The organism is Pseudomonas sp., from assembly GCF_048269965.1.
Classification (GTDB): domain Bacteria; phylum Pseudomonadota; class Gammaproteobacteria; order Pseudomonadales; family Pseudomonadaceae; genus Aquipseudomonas.
This window is the reverse complement of sequence record NZ_JBLWTV010000012.1, coordinates 27,217-42,291: the sequence shown is the minus strand read 5'-3', so window position 1 is coordinate 42,291 and position 15,075 is coordinate 27,217. Positions and strand designations below refer to the sequence as shown.

Below are 15,075 nucleotides of genomic sequence, written 5' to 3'. Positions count from 1 at the left end.
GGTTCAAGTCCCGGCGGGTTGCACCCGCCCTACGCAGCATAAGCAAGCGCAGCAGCTTTGAGAGTGAATGTATGAGCGGTCCCGATAGAGTTACTCTGGCCATGACCGGCGCCTCGGGCGCGCAATACGGTCTGCGCCTGCTCGATTGCCTGGTGCAGGAAGATCGCGAGGTGCACTTCCTGATCTCCAAGGCCGCGCAACTGGTGATGGCCACCGAAACCGACGTGGCGCTACCGGCCAAACCGCAGTCCATGGCGCAGTTCCTCACCGAGTACACCGGCGCGGCGCCGGGGCAGATTCGCGTCTACGGCAAGGAAGACTGGATGGCGCCGGCTGCCTCCGGCTCCGGTGCGCCGACGGCCATGGTGGTGGTGCCCTGCAGCACCGGCACCTTGTCGGCTATCGCTACCGGTGCCTGCAACAACCTGATCGAACGCGCCGCCGACGTGGCATTGAAGGAGCGCCGCCAGTTGATCCTGGTGCCGCGCGAGGCGCCGTATTCGAGTATCCATCTGGAAAACATGCTCAAGCTGTCGAATCTGGGCGTGACCATTCTGCCGGCCTCGCCCGGGTTCTATCACCAGCCGCAGACGCTGGATGATCTGGTGGATTTCGTCGTTGCGCGCATCCTCAATTGCCTGAATATCCCTCAGGACATGTTGCCGCGCTGGGGCGAGCATCATTTGGTGACGGATGACTAGCACCCTGCGCCCGCTCGTCTGCGCCGTGGCGCTGCTGAGTCTGACCGGCTGCGCCACCGTGCGCACCCTGGACGCGGCCAAGCCCGATGCGCCGGTGGTTTACGCCGGGACGCGACTGGACTGGTATGCGATCAATGGCGGCTGCTGCCCGCTGGATCGTTTCGGCGCCGAGGCGCCGCGTTATCCAGGGTTGGATCTGCCGGCCAGTGCGCTGCTCGATACCCTGCTGCTGCCGCTCTCGCTGGCCACGGCGCTAGGTGTCAGCCTCGGTGTCAGCGGCGGGTTGTAGGTCAATGCGATACACGACTTTCTGATAGCCCGGCCCCGGATTGCATCCGGGCTACTCATTTCCAAGCACCGGAGTCTTCTGTAGCCCGGATGCAATCCGGGAAATGCCTCGGTGCGCGTGCTGTTCAGCAGGTTTCCGTTTCCACTTCCTGGCAAACATCGATCCACTCGGCATCGACCAGCTCGGCCATGCGCTGCGGGGCGATACGCACGGCGCTGTGGGTGGCGCCGGCGGCTGGCAGCACTTCGTTAAAGGCCAGCAGCGAGCGGTCGCAGTAGACGCTGAGCGGTGTGGCCAGGCCGAACGGGCAGACGCCGCCGACCGGGTGGCTGGTCAGCTCGACAACGGTTTGTGCATCGAGCATGCGCGCCTTGGCGCCGAAGCATTCCTTCATCTTGCGGTTGTCGATACGGGCGTCACCGCGGGCGACGATCAGCACGTCGCGTTCGGCGATACGAAAGGCCAGGGTCTTGGCGATCTGTCCCGGCGATACGCCATGCGCTTCGGCAGCCAGCGCCACGGTGGCGGTGCTGGACTGCAGTTCGATGATCGCGATATCGGGCGCCATGGCGGCGAAGAAGGCGCGTACAGAGGCCAGGCTCATGAAACGATCCCCCAGGGCTGTCGAGGTGGGCATGGCACGACGGCCAGTCTCTCGCTGGCCAAGCGTCGCCCCCTTCCCTGGGGTGCTGGTGTGGTCGTGACCACGGCGAAAAAACAAGCGGCCATGCTCGCGCTGCATGAACGGCGCGTCAAGGCCTGATGGCGTCAGTTTGCCAGTAGATGTGCTGTTTTTACCGCCTCAACGAGCCCGTAGCGATCTTTTTCGTCTCGCGTTACCCGTCCCATGGCCACTTGCGGGTCATGGGTGAACACCAGCCGGCCGTCACGGGAAAACAGGTCGCCGAGCAGCGCTTGCTTTTCCTCGATCAGGCCTTCGGGGAAGCGGTCATAACCCATGGTGATCGGCAGATGGACCCAGGGCGCGCCGGGGATCAGGTCGCCGGGAAACACCACCGGGCCGCCCGGCATGGCGACTTCCGGCAGCAGTTGGCCCGGCGTGTGGCCGTCGCTCCAGTGCAGGCGCCAGTCGGGGCCGAGCAGTTCGCAGTGCTCGGTTTCGTCGATCAGGTGCAGGCGGCCGCTGTTTTCCAGGAGATCGAGCAGTTCCGGAATATAGGAAGCCTTATCCCGGGCGTGTGGGTTGCAGGCACGCTGCCACTGGCGTCGGCCTGTGATGAAGCGCGCGTTGGGGAACAGCAGGCGTGCGGGCTGACCCTCTTGCCAGGCAGCGAGCAGGCCGCCGGCATGGTCGAAGTGCAGGTGAGTGAGCACCAGGATGTCGATGTCGGCGTCACTCAAGCCCACGGCCGCCAGGCTGTCGAGCAGCACGTGGCGATCTTCCTGCACGCCGAAGCGCTGCTTGAGTTCGGGGCTGAAGAAGGCACCGATGCCGGTTTCGATGAGGATGTTGCGCTCGTCCTCCTGCACCAGAAGGGCACGGCAGCCGAGGTCGATGCGGTTCAGTTCGTCGGCCGGCATCCAGCGTTGCCAGAGGGCCTTGGGCGCGTTGCCGAACATGGCGCCGCCGTCGAGTTTCTGGCTGTTGCCGGTGAGGGTGGTCAGGGTTCGCATGGGTGTTCTCTTGTTCTTGTCCGGGAGTGCGTGGTGGATCGCTGAAGCGTGATCCACCCTAGGGTGGAGGTCGCTTTCTACATCCACCGGCTCGTTTTTTCCAGGCTAGCGTTCGATGGCCAGCGCCACGCCCTGGCCGCCGCCGATGCACAGGGTAGCCAGACCACGGCGGGCATCGCGTCGCTGCATTTCATGGATCAGGCTGACCAGGATGCGGCAGCCGGATGCGCCGATGGGGTGGCCGAGGGCAATGGCGCCGCCGTTGACGTTGACCTTGGCGCTGTCCCAATGCAGCTCGCGGCCGACGGCGATGGCCTGGGCGGCGAAGGCTTCGTTGGCCTCGATCAGGTCGAGCTGTTCCAGGCTCCAGCCGGCCCGCTCCAGTGCCTTGCAACTGGCGAATACCGGGCCGATGCCCATCACGGCCGGGTCGACCCCGGCGCTGGCGTGGGCGGTAATGCGCGCCAGAACCGGCAGTTGCAATTCATCGGCTTTCTCGGCGCTCATCAGCAGTACGGCAGCGGCGCCGTCGTTGAGCGTCGAGGCGTTGCCGGCGGTCACCGTGCCGTCGTTCTTGAAGGCCGGGCGCAGCTTGCCGAGGCTGTCCAGGCTGGTGCCGGCGCGCGGCTGTTCGTCCTGGGCAAAACGCAGCGGTTCGGCGCCGCGCTGGGGAATTTCCACGGGGACGATCTCGCTGGCAAAACGGCCGGAGTCGATGGCGGCCTGGGCCCGCTGCTGCGAGCGCAGGGCGAAGGCATCCTGTTCGGCGCGCGTGACGCCGTACTGCTCGGCCAGGTTCTCGGCGGTGATGCCCATGTGGTAGTTATTGAAAGCGTCCCACAAACCGTCCTGGATCATGCTGTCGACCAGCCCGGCATGGCCCATGCGCAGGCCGCTACGGGCGCCGGGCATGACGTAGGGCGCCAGGCTCATGTTCTCCTGGCCTCCGGCGATGATGATTTCGGCATCGCCGCCACGAATGGCCTGAGCACCGAGGATCACCGCCTTGAGGCCGGAGCCGCAGACCTTGTTCAGGGTCATGGCCGGCACCGTATGCGGCAGGCCGGCGAGCAGCACGCTTTGCCGAGCCGGGTTCTGCCCGCTGCCTGCGGTAAGCACCTGGCCGAGAATCACCTCGTCGATCTGCTCGCCTGCAATGCCGGTGCGGGCGAGGAGTTCTCGGATCACCGCCGCGCCCAGCTGCGGGGCTGGAATGCGGCTCAACGCGCCCTGGAAGCTGCCGATGGCAGTACGGCAGGCGGCGACTATCACGACTTCACACATACAGGTTCCTCGTCGGTCGGGCATGGCCCGACCGAGACTTGAATAAAAAAGCGCGGCGCCGAAGCGCCACGCAACACGCTCAACCCTGTAGGGCCGGTGAAACCCGCCGGCTCGGCGGTGGCGGGTTGCACCCGCCCTAGGTTCAAAACTGCTCGGCAGCCAGGCCATACAAGGACTGGCTACCACCCCGAATGCTCGCCTCCAGGCTCAGGGTGCGCGGCAGCAGGCGGGCAAAGAAGAACTCGGCGGTCGCGAGCTTGCCGCCGTAGAAGGCTTCGTCTTCACCCAGTTTGCTTTGCGCCACGGCGGCCATGCGCGCCCACATGTAGGCGTAGGCGACGTAGCCGAACAGGTGCAGGTACTCCACCGAGGCGGCGCCGACCGAATTGGGATCGCTCTTGGCCTGCTCCAGCAGCCAGCCGCTGACTGCTTCCAGACGCTCCAGCGCTTCGACCAGGCGCGCGCCGTGAGGCGATTCGTGGGCATGGGCGAAGTCACGCACTTCGCCGGCGAACAGGCGCAGCGCGGCGCCGCCGTTGGCCACCACCTTGCGTCCGAGCAGGTCGAGCGCCTGGATGCCGTTGGTGCCTTCGTAGATCTGCGCGATGCGCACGTCACGCACCAGTTGCTCCTGGCCCCACTCGCGGATGTAGCCGTGGCCGCCGAACACCTGCTGGCCGTGCACGCAGCTCTCCAGCCCGGTATCGGTGAAGAAGGCCTTGGCCACCGGGGTGAGCAGGGCGACCAGCGCTTCGGCGTTCTGCCGCTCGCTGGCGTCATCGGCGTACTTGGCCAGATCCAACTGCTGGCCGACGTAGCAGGCGAAGGCGCGACCGCCCTCGTTCAGGGCCTTCATGGTCAGCAGCATGCGACGCACGTCGGCGTGGACGATGATCGGATCGGCGATCTTGTCGGGGGTCACCGGGCCTGTGGCGGCGCGGCTCTGGATGCGTTCGCGGGCGTAGCTGACGGCCGACTGATAGGACGCCTCGGCGCAGCCAATGCCCTGGATGCCGATGGACAGACGCTCGTAGTTCATCATGGTGAACATTGCCGCCAGACCCTTGTTGACCTCGCCGATCAGATAGCCGGTGGCGCCGTCGAAGTTCATCACGCAGGTGGCCGAGGCCTTGATGCCCATCTTGTGCTCGATGGAGCCGCAGCTCACGGCATTGCGCTCGCCCAGGCTGCCGTCGACATTCACCATCACCTTGGGTACCAGGAACAGCGAGATGCCTTTCGGCCCAGCCGGGGCGTCCGGTAACTTGGCCAGCACCAGGTGGATGATGTTCTCGGTCAGATCCTGCTCGCCGCCGGTGATGAAGATCTTGCTGCCGGTGACCTTGTAGCTGCCGTCGGCCTGCGGCTCGGCGCGGGTTCTGATGATGCCCAGGTCGGTGCCGGCGTGGGCCTCGGTCAGGCACATGGAGCCGGCCCAGCGGCCCTCGTACATCGGCGGCAGGTAGGTGGTTTTCAGGTCTTCGCTGGCATGGGCGTCGATGGCCAGGCAGGCGCCGGAACTCAGCGCCGAATACAGCGCGAAACTGGAGCCAGCGGCGTAGAGCATTTCCTCGAAGGCCACGGCGAGCATCTTGGGCATGCCCATGCCGCCGTACTGCGGGTTGCCGGACAGGCCGACCCAGCCGCCTTCGGTGTAGGTGGCGTAGGCCACGCGGAAACCGGCTGGGGTGCGCACGTCGCCATCGACCCACTGCGCGCCTTCCTCGTCGCCGCTGCGGTTGAGCGGGGCGATCAGGCTGCCGGTGACCTTGGCGGCCTCTTCGAGGATGGCGTCGGCGGTGTCGGCATCGACGGTTTGGGCCAGGGCCGGCAGACGTGCCCACAGGTTTGGCGCCTGGAAGACTTCATGGAGGACGAAGCGCATATCGCGCAGCGGGGCGTTGAACTCGGGCATGGTGCAACCTCGACAGCAGTGGCGCCGCGACGAGCGCGGCGCGTGTGGAACGAAATCCGTCAGTCGGCTTCCGCCGGACTGTGCGGCTTATCCTTGACGCTGGTGAATTTAAGCAGATGGGTACGTTCGACCAGGATGTACAGCGCCGCACCCGCAGCCAGGCCCCAGCCAGCGCCGTAGACGGCGAGCACCACACCCATGGTGCCGGCGATGCCGCGCTCGGTGTTGTTGTTGAGTTGCTCGAAGCCGACCATCAGGCAGATGTAGCCGGTGAGGATCAGCGTCAGCGACAGGGCGATCGGCAGCACCGGCTGGAAGAAACTGACCAAAGGCAGCATGAACAGCGCGGCGAAGCCGGTGATCCAGAACGTGCCGGCACCGCTGTAGATCGAATCCATCGCCTTGCGCCCGTATTTGTAGCGTTCGGCCATGGTTGCCGCCACGGCCGTCCACAGCGGGCCGGCCAGGCCCGGGTAGGGTGCGAAGAAGGCGTGCAGGGCGTTGCGAATGGCAGTCACCAGGTGCACGCGGTCGACGTTGTTTTCGATCACCTCGTCGGTGCGCAGTTCATCGGCGCGTTGCATCAGCGACTGGCCAACGATGATGTCGCCGAAGGCGATCACATAGGCGATCACCGCCGTGGGCACGGCCAGCAGGAACACGTCGAGGCCCGGGAAGCCGACGCTGAACGGCAGGTAGTTCCACATCTCGCCGAAGGCCGGCGCGGTGATGCCCCATTTCACGTCCGGCATCTTGTACTCGCCCACGCCGATACCGATGAAGATGGCGATCAGCATGCCTGGCACCATGCCGTAATTGACGATCTTGCGCGCCATCGGCACGCGCTCGGTCAGGCCCTTGAACGACACGGAGAACATCAGGTACAGGCAGATCAGGCTGCCCAGCACCAGGGAGATCGGCGTGTTGGCCAGGCGGCCACCGGCGCTGATCTCGCCCATCAGTGCGGCGATGCCGGCGCCGATGATGATGCCGCCCTTCATCGAGTTGGGGATCAGCCGCACCAAGGCGCTGCCCAGACGCGTGACGCCGAGCACGAGGAAGATCACGAACACCAGGAACTGCAGGGCGAACAGCGCCTGGATGGCCTGCGGGCCCGGCTCGAAGTCGCCGAGAAACAGCAGCACCACGGGGATGCCGGGGGTGATCCAGCCGGGTACGAAGGGCACGCCGAGCAGTGCCGGCAGCATGAAGCCGATGCCACACACCACCACATAGGCCAGGGCCACGTCATAGGGCAGGCCGAGGTATTTCTCCAGCAGCGGGATCATTGCCAGGCTGACCACGAACATGATCAGCGCCTGCAGCATCTCCGCCGTTTCCCAGCGGTAATGCACGAAGGGCAGACGCACCTTGAACGGCCCGAGGGGCCAGTGTGGTTGTTCGTCGCCGTCACGGCGCTTGAAAATTTGCATGAGGGTTCTCCGTCGGCCGCCAGGGCCGGTTCTTGTTGTTGTGCAAACGGTTCATTCACCCCTCTCCCACCGGGAGAGGGGCCGGGGGTGAGGGCCGCTTCTACAGCGCCTTGGCCATATCGCGCAGGACGAACTTCTGGATCTTGCCGGTGCTGGTCTTGGGCAACTGGGTGAAGACCACGGTCCTGGGCACCTTGAAACCGGCCAGGTGGTCGCGGCAGAAGGTCATGATCTCGCTGTCGCTGGCCTGCTGGCCGGTCTTCAGGGTGATGAAGGCGCAGGGCGTCTCGCCCCATTTCTCGTCCGGACGCGCCACCACGGCCGCCTCCAGCACGGCGGGGTGGCGATAGAGCACGCCCTCGACCTCGATGGTGGAGATGTTCTCGCCGCCGGAGATGATGATGTCCTTGAGGCGGTCGCGGATTTCCACGTAGCCGTCGGCATGGCACACGCCCAGGTCGCCGGTGTGGAACCAGCCGCCCTCGAAGGCCTCGGCGGTGGCGCTGGGGTTCTTCAGGTAACCCTTCATCACGGTGTTGCCGCGCATGAAGATCTCGCCGATGGTCTGGCCATCGCGCGGCACCGGCTCCAGGGTTTTCGGGTCGGCGACCATCACCCCCTCCAGGGTCGGGTAGCGCACGCCCTGGCGCGCCTTGATGGTGGCGCGCTCCTCCAGCGGCAGTTCATCCCACTCGGCATGCCAGGCGCACAGGGTGACCGGGCCGTAGACTTCGGTGAGGCCATAGACGTGAGTTACGGTGATGCCCATCTCTTCCACCGCACCGATCACCTTGGCCGGTGGTGCGGCGCCAGCCACCATGGCCTTGACCGGATGATCGATGGCGGCCTTGGCTTCGGCCGGCATGTTGACCAGGGCATTGAGCACGATGGGCGCGCCGCACAGGTGAGTGACCTGCTCGTCGCGGATCAGGGTGAGAATTTTCGCCGGGTCGACGCGGCGCAGGAACACATGCACGCCGGCCAGGGCGGTGATGGTCCAGGGGTAGCACCAGCCGTTGCAGTGGAACATCGGCAGGGTCCACAGGTAGACCGGGTGGTTGCCCATGGCCCAGGTCATCTGGTTGCCCATGGCGTTGAGGAAGGCGCCACGGTGGTGATAGACCACGCCTTTCGGGTTACCGGTAGTGCCGGAGGTGTAGTTGAGGCTGATGGCCTGCCACTCGTCCGTCGGCCACTGCCAGGCGAACTCTGGGTCGCCTTCGGCGAGGAAGGCCTCGTAGTCCAGGTCGCTGACCGCCTGGCCTTCGCCGTACTCGGGGTCGTCGACATCGATCACCAGCGGCGGATGGTCGAGCATGCCGATGGCGGCGTGGATCACGTCATGGAACTCGCGGTCGGCGATCACCACCTTGGCCTCGCCATGCTGCAGCATGAAGGAGATGGCCTCTGCATCCAGACGTACGTTGAGGGTGTTGAGCACTGCGCCGATCATCGGCACGCCGAAATGCGCTTCGAGCATGGCCGGGATGTTCGGCAACATTACCGCCACCGTATCGCCTTTGCCGATGCCACGGCCGGCCAGCGCCGAGGCCAGGCGCCGACAGCGCGCGTAAGTCTCGGCCCAGTTGCGCCGAATCGAGCCATGCACCACCGCCGGGTAGTGCGGATAAACCGCCGCGGTACGTTCGATGAAGCTCAGGGGGCTGAGGGCGACATGGTTGACGGCGGCGCGGCCGAGGCCCTGCTCGTAGATCGACATGGCGGATACACCTTTGGCTGATTGTTAGCTCTGGTTATTCCGGTAATGATGCAGGCATTACCGAAGCTTGCTGGCGAGTATTTATAGGTCATTTCTATTTTTTATGGAAGTTGTACCAAGGTTTTATAGAATAACTACTATATGAATCTTTCGAGCGATCAAGCGGCCGTGCCGCTGCAGGCCTGGCTGCGCATCCAGCGCGAAGCACCCTCCCTCAACGAGCGGGCGGCGGCCTTGCGCCGCGCCGTGCTGGGGTGCCCGCAGGTGCGCCAGGCCTGGTACCTGACCTGGCAACCGGCCAGCCGTACCTATGCCCAGGACGACGGTGGCCCGCGCCTGCCGCCGGGGCAGGGGGATCCGCTGGCTGCCAGCGATCAGGCTTTGTTCGAGGCGTTGACGACGCAGCCCTGCCTGAGCCTGGAAGCAGTGCGTCAACTGCCCTGCTGGCTGGCCGGGCGACTGCGCCGCGCCGCGATTCATCACGGCCAGGCGCTGGCGCTGAGTCTGGAGGAGGGTGGTGCCGGTCTGTTGCTGCTGCAGGTGGACGAAGACGCCGGTCTGCAGTGGCTGCCCTGGCTACGCGAGCTGCTGGCGCAACTGATCGCGTTGTCCGGCGGTATGGCGCGCAGCGCGCCGCTGCTGTCGGCCGACCCGCAGCCGGCGCTGTTGCTCGATGAACAGGCGCGCCCGCTGGAGTTCAACCAGGCGCTGCAGGCGCTGCTCGGCGAGCGTGCGTTGGCGCAGGTGGGCGCGCTGTTGCCGGTGAATCATGTGCCGTTGGTGCGTGCCTGTCTGGAGCAGGCCCGTGCCATCGAGGCGGTGGAGGCGCAGGACGGCGAGCGCATCCTGATCTGGAGCTTCATCCCCGACCGCGCAGAACGTCGCGTGCTGGCGCGCTGTCGCGAAGCGACCCGGGAAATTCGCGAGCAGCGCGAAGCCGCGCGGGCGCGCAGGCTGTATCGGCTGATCACCGAGAACACCACCGACCTGATTTCCCGGCATACGCCGGACGGCGTGTTTCTCGATGCCACGCCTGCAAGCTGGACGTTGCTCGGCTACTGGCCGGAAGAGTTGCGCGGCATGGCGGTCGACGGCCTGCTGCATCCACAGGACCAACTGCAGCAGGCCAAGCAGGCGCGCGAGGCGCTGGAGCAGGACGGTTATCACACCATGACCTACCGCATCCGCCACCGCGACGGCCACTACCTGTGGTTCGAGACCGCCAGTCGCGCCATCCGCGAGACCTACACCGGCGCGGTGGTGGAGGTGGTCAGCGTTTCGCGCGACATCACCGCGCGTATCCATGCCGAAGAGAACAAGCGGCGCCTGGAGGACGAACTGGCGCACACCACGCGACTGATCACCCTGGGCGAGCTGGCGTCGGGCATCGCCCATGAGATCAACCAGCCACTGGCAGCGGTGGTCAACTATGCCAGTGCCAGCCAGCGCTATCTGCAGGGCGTCGGTGGCGATCCGGCCGGTATCGACAAGGTGGCTCAGGGCCTGGCGCGCATCACCGAGCATGCCAACCACGCCGCGACGGTGATCAGGCGTCTGCGCGCCTTCCTGCGCAAGGGCCAGCGGCGCATGCAGGCGCTGAATCTGGCCGAGGTGGCACGCGAGGCCGTGCGTCTGTGCAACTGGGAGGCGGGCGCGGCGCAGGTGGCGGTCAGCGACGCCTTGCCGGACAATCTGCCGCTGGTATTCGCCGACCGGGTGTTGCTCGAACAGGTGCTGCTGAATCTGCTGCGCAATGCCATCGAGGCGAATCGCGACCAGCATCCCGGCAGTGCATCGCAGATACGCCTGGAGGCCCGCGAGGGCAACGGCAGCCTGACGATCAGGGTGATCGACCAGGGACCGGGTGCCAGCGACGAGCAACTGGGCAAGCTGTTCACGCCGTTCTACACCAGCAAGGCGGACGGCCTGGGGCTGGGTCTGTCCATGAGCCGCAGTATCATCGAGGGTTTTGGTGGGGCGCTGGAGGCATTGCCGGCCGAAGGCGGCGGCTTGTGCCTGGAGTGTCGTTTGCCGCTGGGCAGGGACGATGAGTCGTTGTCGAACAGTCGCGGCTAAAGCCCCTCCCACGGGGCATGCAATCGGTGGGAGGGGCTTTAGCCGCGACCGATGAAACGCATAACAACAAGAGGAGCTGCACAGGGATGCAACAACTGGTTTATGTGGTCGATGACGACCAGGGCATGCTCGACTCGACCCTCTGGCTGCTGGAGTCGGTAGGTCTCAAGGGCGTGCCGTTCACCAGCGGTCGCGCCTTTCTCGAGGCCTGCGATGCGCTGGCCAATGCCTGCGTGCTGCTGGATGTGCGCATGCCGGGCATGGGCGGCCTGAACGTGCAGGAGGAGATGCGCGCGCGCGGCATCGACCTGCCGATCATCTTCGTCAGTGGCCATGCCGACGTGCCCATCGTCGTGCGCGCATTCAAGGCCGGCGCGGTGGATTTCATCGAAAAGCCCTACAACGAGCAATTGCTGCTCGACAGTGTGCAGCAGGCGCTGGAGCGTCGTGCGCCTGAGCTCCGGCAGGATCCGCGTCTGGCCGACGTGCAGGCACGACTCGATCAACTCACCCCGCGTGAGCGTGACGTGCTGTTGCCATTGGTGCGCGGCTACACCAACCGTGAGGTGGCCGAGCAGCTCGATATCAGCGTGAAAACCGTCGACCTCTATCGCTCACGGGTGATGAAGCGCATGCAGGCCGAAAGCCTGCCGGAACTGGTGGGCATGGCCATCGCCGCCGGTCTGGTGGACAGCCTGGCGTTGCGTGAGCCGGCGCGCGCCTGAGCCATCAGGCTGAGCCCTGGTGCAGGTCGAGGGTGGCTCGGCCATAGGTACCGATCTGTTCGGCCGCCTGCGGGACGCCATACAGGTAGCCCTGGAAGTAGCGACAGCCCAGGCGTAGCAGGGCATCGCGCTGTGCCTGGCTCTCCACGCCTTCGGCGATGACGCGTAACTCCAGCGCCTGACCCAGGGCGAGAATGGTCCGCACGATGGCGGTATCGCTGGCATTGTCGAGCAGATCGCGAACGAAGCTGCGGTCGATCTTCAACTGGTCGAGTGGCAGGCGCTTCAGGTAGCTGAGCGAAGAGTAGCCGGTGCCGAAGTCGTCCAGCGAGAAGCGCACGCCATGGGCTCTGAGCTGGGCCATCTTGTTGATCAGCGCCTCGATGTCCTGGACCAGCTGACTTTCGGTCAGCTCCAGCTCCAGCCTGCGCGGGTCGGCTCCGGTCTCCTGCAGTGCGGCGAGCACGTCGGTGACGAAGTCCGGGTGATGGAACTGGCGGGCGCTGACGTTGATCGCCACGGTCAGCGCAGCGCGCTGCGGGTCATTGGCCCACGAGGCGAGTTGCTGGCAGGCCGTGTGCAGGATCCAGCGGCCCATGGGCAGGATCAGTCCGGTGCTTTCTGCCAGTGGGATGAACTCGCCGGGCGGCACCAGACCGCGCAGTGGGTGTTGCCAGCGCACCAGCGCCTCGGCGCCGAGCAGCTCACCCCGTTCATCCACCTGCGGCTGGTAGTGCAGGAGCAGCTGAGCCTCGCTCAGGGCGCGGCGCAGCTCGTGCTCCAGGGTTGCGCGGGCGGCCAGCGCCTGCTGCATGCGTGGGTCGAAGAAGCACAGGGTATTGCGCCCGGCGGCCTTGGCTTCATACATGGCCAGGTCGGCGTGCTTGAGCAGCTCCTCGGGCTTGTCGTGGGGTTGCGAGAACAATGCGACACCAATGCTGGCGCTGCCGCTGTGGCTGTAGCCGGGCAGCTCGAACGGTGTAGCGAGAGCGTGCAGCAGCTTTTCTGCGACATGCTCGATGGCGGCGATGGCGGCCTGAGGTTCGGGGTCGAGGTTCTCCAGAGTCAGTACGAACTCATCACCGCCGAGGCGCGCCAGGCTGTCTTCGAGGCGCACCTGATTGAGCAGGCGGTCGCTGACCTGTTGCAGCAGCAGGTCGCCCATGTCGTGGCCGAGGGTGTCATTGAGCTGCTTGAAATTGTCCAGATCGATGAACAGCAGCGCGCCCTCACGTCGACTGCGTGCACTGCGGGCCAGGGCGAACTGCAGGTGTTCGAGCAGCAGGCGGCGATTGGGCAGACCGGTGAGCGCGTCGTAATAGGCGAGCTGATGGATCTGTTCGAGGTTCTTCTTGTGCTCGGTGATGTCGGTGGAAATGCCGCACAAGGCGTAGATGCTGCCATCGGTCGCACGCAACGGCAGCTTCACCGAAAAGTAGGTGCGCTCGTTACGGCCGTGGCGATCACGGTTGGTTTCTTCGCTCTCGATGCGCTCGCCAGCCAGTACGCGTTGATCGTTGAGGCCCAGTGCTTGCGCCGTGTCGCTGTCGAAGAAGTCGGCATCGGTGCGGCCGATGACCTGCTCGGCGCTGCGCTCGAACAGGTCGCAGACCTTGCGATTGGCGTACTGATAACGCAGTTGTGGGTCCTTGATGTAGATATGCGCCTCGACGCTGTCGAGGATGGTATTGAGGCGCTCCTCGCTGGTCTTGAGGTGTCGGGTCTTGTCCGCGACCTGGCGGCGCAACAGCAGGCTGCCGCCAATGGCCAGTGTCAGCAGCGTCGCGAGCAGCGCCAGGCCCCACCAGAACAGGATGGGAACGCTGCGCTGCGGCGGCGCGCCGCTCCAGCGCTGCAGCACCTGAAAGTAGGTGGAGCCGGGTGCTGATTGCCAGCTTTGCAGGTGCTGGTCGATGGCGCTGAGCAGCTCGCCGTTGGCGCCCTTGCGCGTGGCGTAGAACAGCTGTGCGGGCTGGAACATGATCGGTGTCGCGCTCAGGCGGTAGTCGGCGGCGTGATAGTCACCGAACAGCTGATTGGCCACCACGGCATCGGCCTGTTCGGCAAGCACCATGGCAAAGCCCTGGCTCAGGTCGCTGAGCGGAATCAGCTGCGCCTGCAGGCCGAAGCTGTCGAGCAGGCTCTGCAGATACTGGTATTGAATCGACCCCTCCAGGGCGGCGATACGCAGGTCGCGCAGGTCAAGCACACTCTGCAGGTGCAGCTCTTCGTGGCTGTACAACTGCGACCAACTGAATAGCGAAGGCACCTGGTGGAAGTCCATCAGTTGTGCGCGTTCTTCGCTGAAGGCGACGTCCGGCAGCAGATCGATCTCGCCGTCCTGCAGCATCTGCAGACATTGCTGCCAGGCGCAGGGCACTGTCTGCAGCTGCCAGCGCTCCTCGTTGGCAATGGCCTGCAGCAGTTCACCGAGAATGCCCGATGGCTGTGCGTTGGCATCGGCAAAGATCTTTGGCTCGTTGGCGTATACACCGACCCTGACCGTGCGTGTCTCTGCGGCAATGTTCCAGGCGCAGCCCAGCAGGCAAAAGCACAGCAGCAGGTGAACGAGGCGGGGTGAAGAGAGCGGCTTCATGCGCGGGTCGACTTCCATGGGCAAAGTTCCAGCAACCTGTTCTGCAGTATGGCCGCCTATGCCGAGTATGCGAGCTCAGGACGGTGCTCAGTCGGCCCAGCCGCGATAGACGTGGGTCATGGGCCTGGGCCCCTTCAGGTAGCCGGTATCCAGCTGGCGGATATGAAAACCACCGGCGCTGATCAGCGCGGGTATGTCACGGTCCAGGTGGCAGCCGCCGGCCAGCGGCTTCCACAGAGGGGTGAGACGGCGTTGCCAGCGCACCACCGGCAGGTCGGGTGCCAGGCCGTGTTCGCAGAACAACAGACGGCCGCCGGGTTTCAGCACCCGGCGCATTTCGCCCAGGGCGGCCACCGCATCGGGGATGGTGCACAGGGTGAAGGTGCAGACGATATCGTCGAAGCTGGCGTCTTCAGCCTGAATCTGGCCCAGTTCCAGGGCGATCATTTCCACCGGCACCTGGCAGCGCGCGGCGCGGTCGCGGGCCAGGCGCTGCATGTCGGCGGACGGGTCGACGCCGACGACCAGCTCGACCCGCTGCGGATCGTAGAAACTCAGGTTGAGACCGCTGCCGATGCCGATTTCCAGCACCCGTCCCTTGGCCAGCGGCACGATCTGCGAGCGTGCCTTCATGACCGCGCCCATGCCGCAGGCGAAATCGATCAGATGCGGCAGCACATGGCGGTCATAGAGGCCCATGG

At 65.4% G+C, this 15,075-nt stretch carries 12 protein-coding genes; 4 read left to right on the top strand and 8 right to left on the bottom strand.

Annotated elements, in window-relative coordinates:
• The first annotated feature begins 71 nt into the window (after positions 1–71).
• A complete protein-coding gene (gene ubiX / locus ACN0X6_RS15015; RefSeq protein WP_160017090.1) occupies positions 72–701 on the top strand; it encodes a flavin prenyltransferase UbiX in 630 nt (209 codons plus the stop codon).
• On the top strand, positions 694–990 hold the full coding sequence (locus ACN0X6_RS15010) for a YceK/YidQ family lipoprotein (protein WP_417705083.1): 297 nt from the start codon (positions 694–696) through the stop codon (positions 988–990). The genes ubiX and ACN0X6_RS15010 overlap by 8 nt, the downstream gene beginning before the upstream one ends.
• 124 nt (positions 991–1,114) lie before the next feature.
• On the opposite strand, the gene ACN0X6_RS15005 is transcribed toward ACN0X6_RS15010, so the two are convergent.
• From ACN0X6_RS15005 to ACN0X6_RS14980, 6 genes are all read right to left on the bottom strand, one after another.
• Positions 1,115–1,594 (bottom strand): YbaK/EbsC family protein, encoded by a 480-nt coding sequence (locus ACN0X6_RS15005; RefSeq protein WP_417705081.1) that lies wholly within the window; start codon positions 1,592–1,594, stop codon positions 1,115–1,117.
• Positions 1,595–1,758: 164 nt separating this feature from the next.
• The gene (locus ACN0X6_RS15000) at positions 1,759–2,625 is read right to left on the bottom strand and encodes an MBL fold metallo-hydrolase (RefSeq protein ID WP_417705079.1); all 867 of its coding nucleotides are present in this window, start codon (positions 2,623–2,625) and stop codon (positions 1,759–1,761) included.
• 105 nt (positions 2,626–2,730) lie between these two features.
• The gene (locus tag ACN0X6_RS14995) at positions 2,731–3,909 is read right to left on the bottom strand and encodes an acetyl-CoA C-acetyltransferase (RefSeq protein ID WP_417705077.1); all 1,179 of its coding nucleotides are present in this window, start codon (positions 3,907–3,909) and stop codon (positions 2,731–2,733) included.
• A gap of 142 nt (positions 3,910–4,051) precedes the next feature.
• Entirely contained in the window at positions 4,052–5,824 is a 1,773-nt protein-coding gene (locus ACN0X6_RS14990; protein ID WP_417705075.1) for an acyl-CoA dehydrogenase C-terminal domain-containing protein, read from the bottom strand.
• A gap of 59 nt (positions 5,825–5,883) precedes the next feature.
• The gene (locus tag ACN0X6_RS14985; RefSeq protein ID WP_417705073.1) at positions 5,884–7,257 is read right to left on the bottom strand and encodes a solute carrier family 23 protein; all 1,374 of its coding nucleotides are present in this window, start codon (positions 7,255–7,257) and stop codon (positions 5,884–5,886) included.
• 100 nt (positions 7,258–7,357) lie between these two features.
• Positions 7,358–8,977 carry an acyl-CoA synthetase gene (locus tag ACN0X6_RS14980; RefSeq protein ID WP_417705072.1) on the bottom strand — a complete coding sequence of 540 codons (1,620 nt, stop codon included), beginning with the start codon at positions 8,975–8,977 and terminating at the stop codon, positions 7,358–7,360.
• Between the two features lie 141 nt (positions 8,978–9,118).
• Here ACN0X6_RS14980 and ACN0X6_RS14975 point away from each other — a divergent pair, with 141 nt between their 5' ends.
• Entirely contained in the window at positions 9,119–11,053 is a 1,935-nt protein-coding gene (locus ACN0X6_RS14975; RefSeq protein WP_417705070.1) for a sensor histidine kinase, read from the top strand.
• 86 nt (positions 11,054–11,139) lie between these two features.
• Positions 11,140–11,778: a response regulator transcription factor gene (locus ACN0X6_RS14970; RefSeq protein ID WP_417705069.1), complete on the top strand. Its 639-nt coding sequence runs from the start codon at positions 11,140–11,142 to the stop codon at positions 11,776–11,778.
• 4 nt (positions 11,779–11,782) lie between these two features.
• On the opposite strand, the gene ACN0X6_RS14965 is transcribed toward ACN0X6_RS14970, so the two are convergent.
• Both ACN0X6_RS14965 and ACN0X6_RS14960 read right to left on the bottom strand, forming a co-directional pair.
• Entirely contained in the window at positions 11,783–14,392 is a 2,610-nt protein-coding gene (locus tag ACN0X6_RS14965; RefSeq protein ID WP_417705067.1) for an EAL domain-containing protein, read from the bottom strand.
• A 69-nt stretch (positions 14,393–14,461) separates the two neighbouring features.
• Complete coding sequence (locus tag ACN0X6_RS14960; protein ID WP_417705065.1) at positions 14,462–15,073, bottom strand: class I SAM-dependent methyltransferase; 612 nt, start codon at positions 15,071–15,073, stop codon at positions 14,462–14,464.
• Positions 15,074–15,075 lie beyond the last annotated feature (2 nt).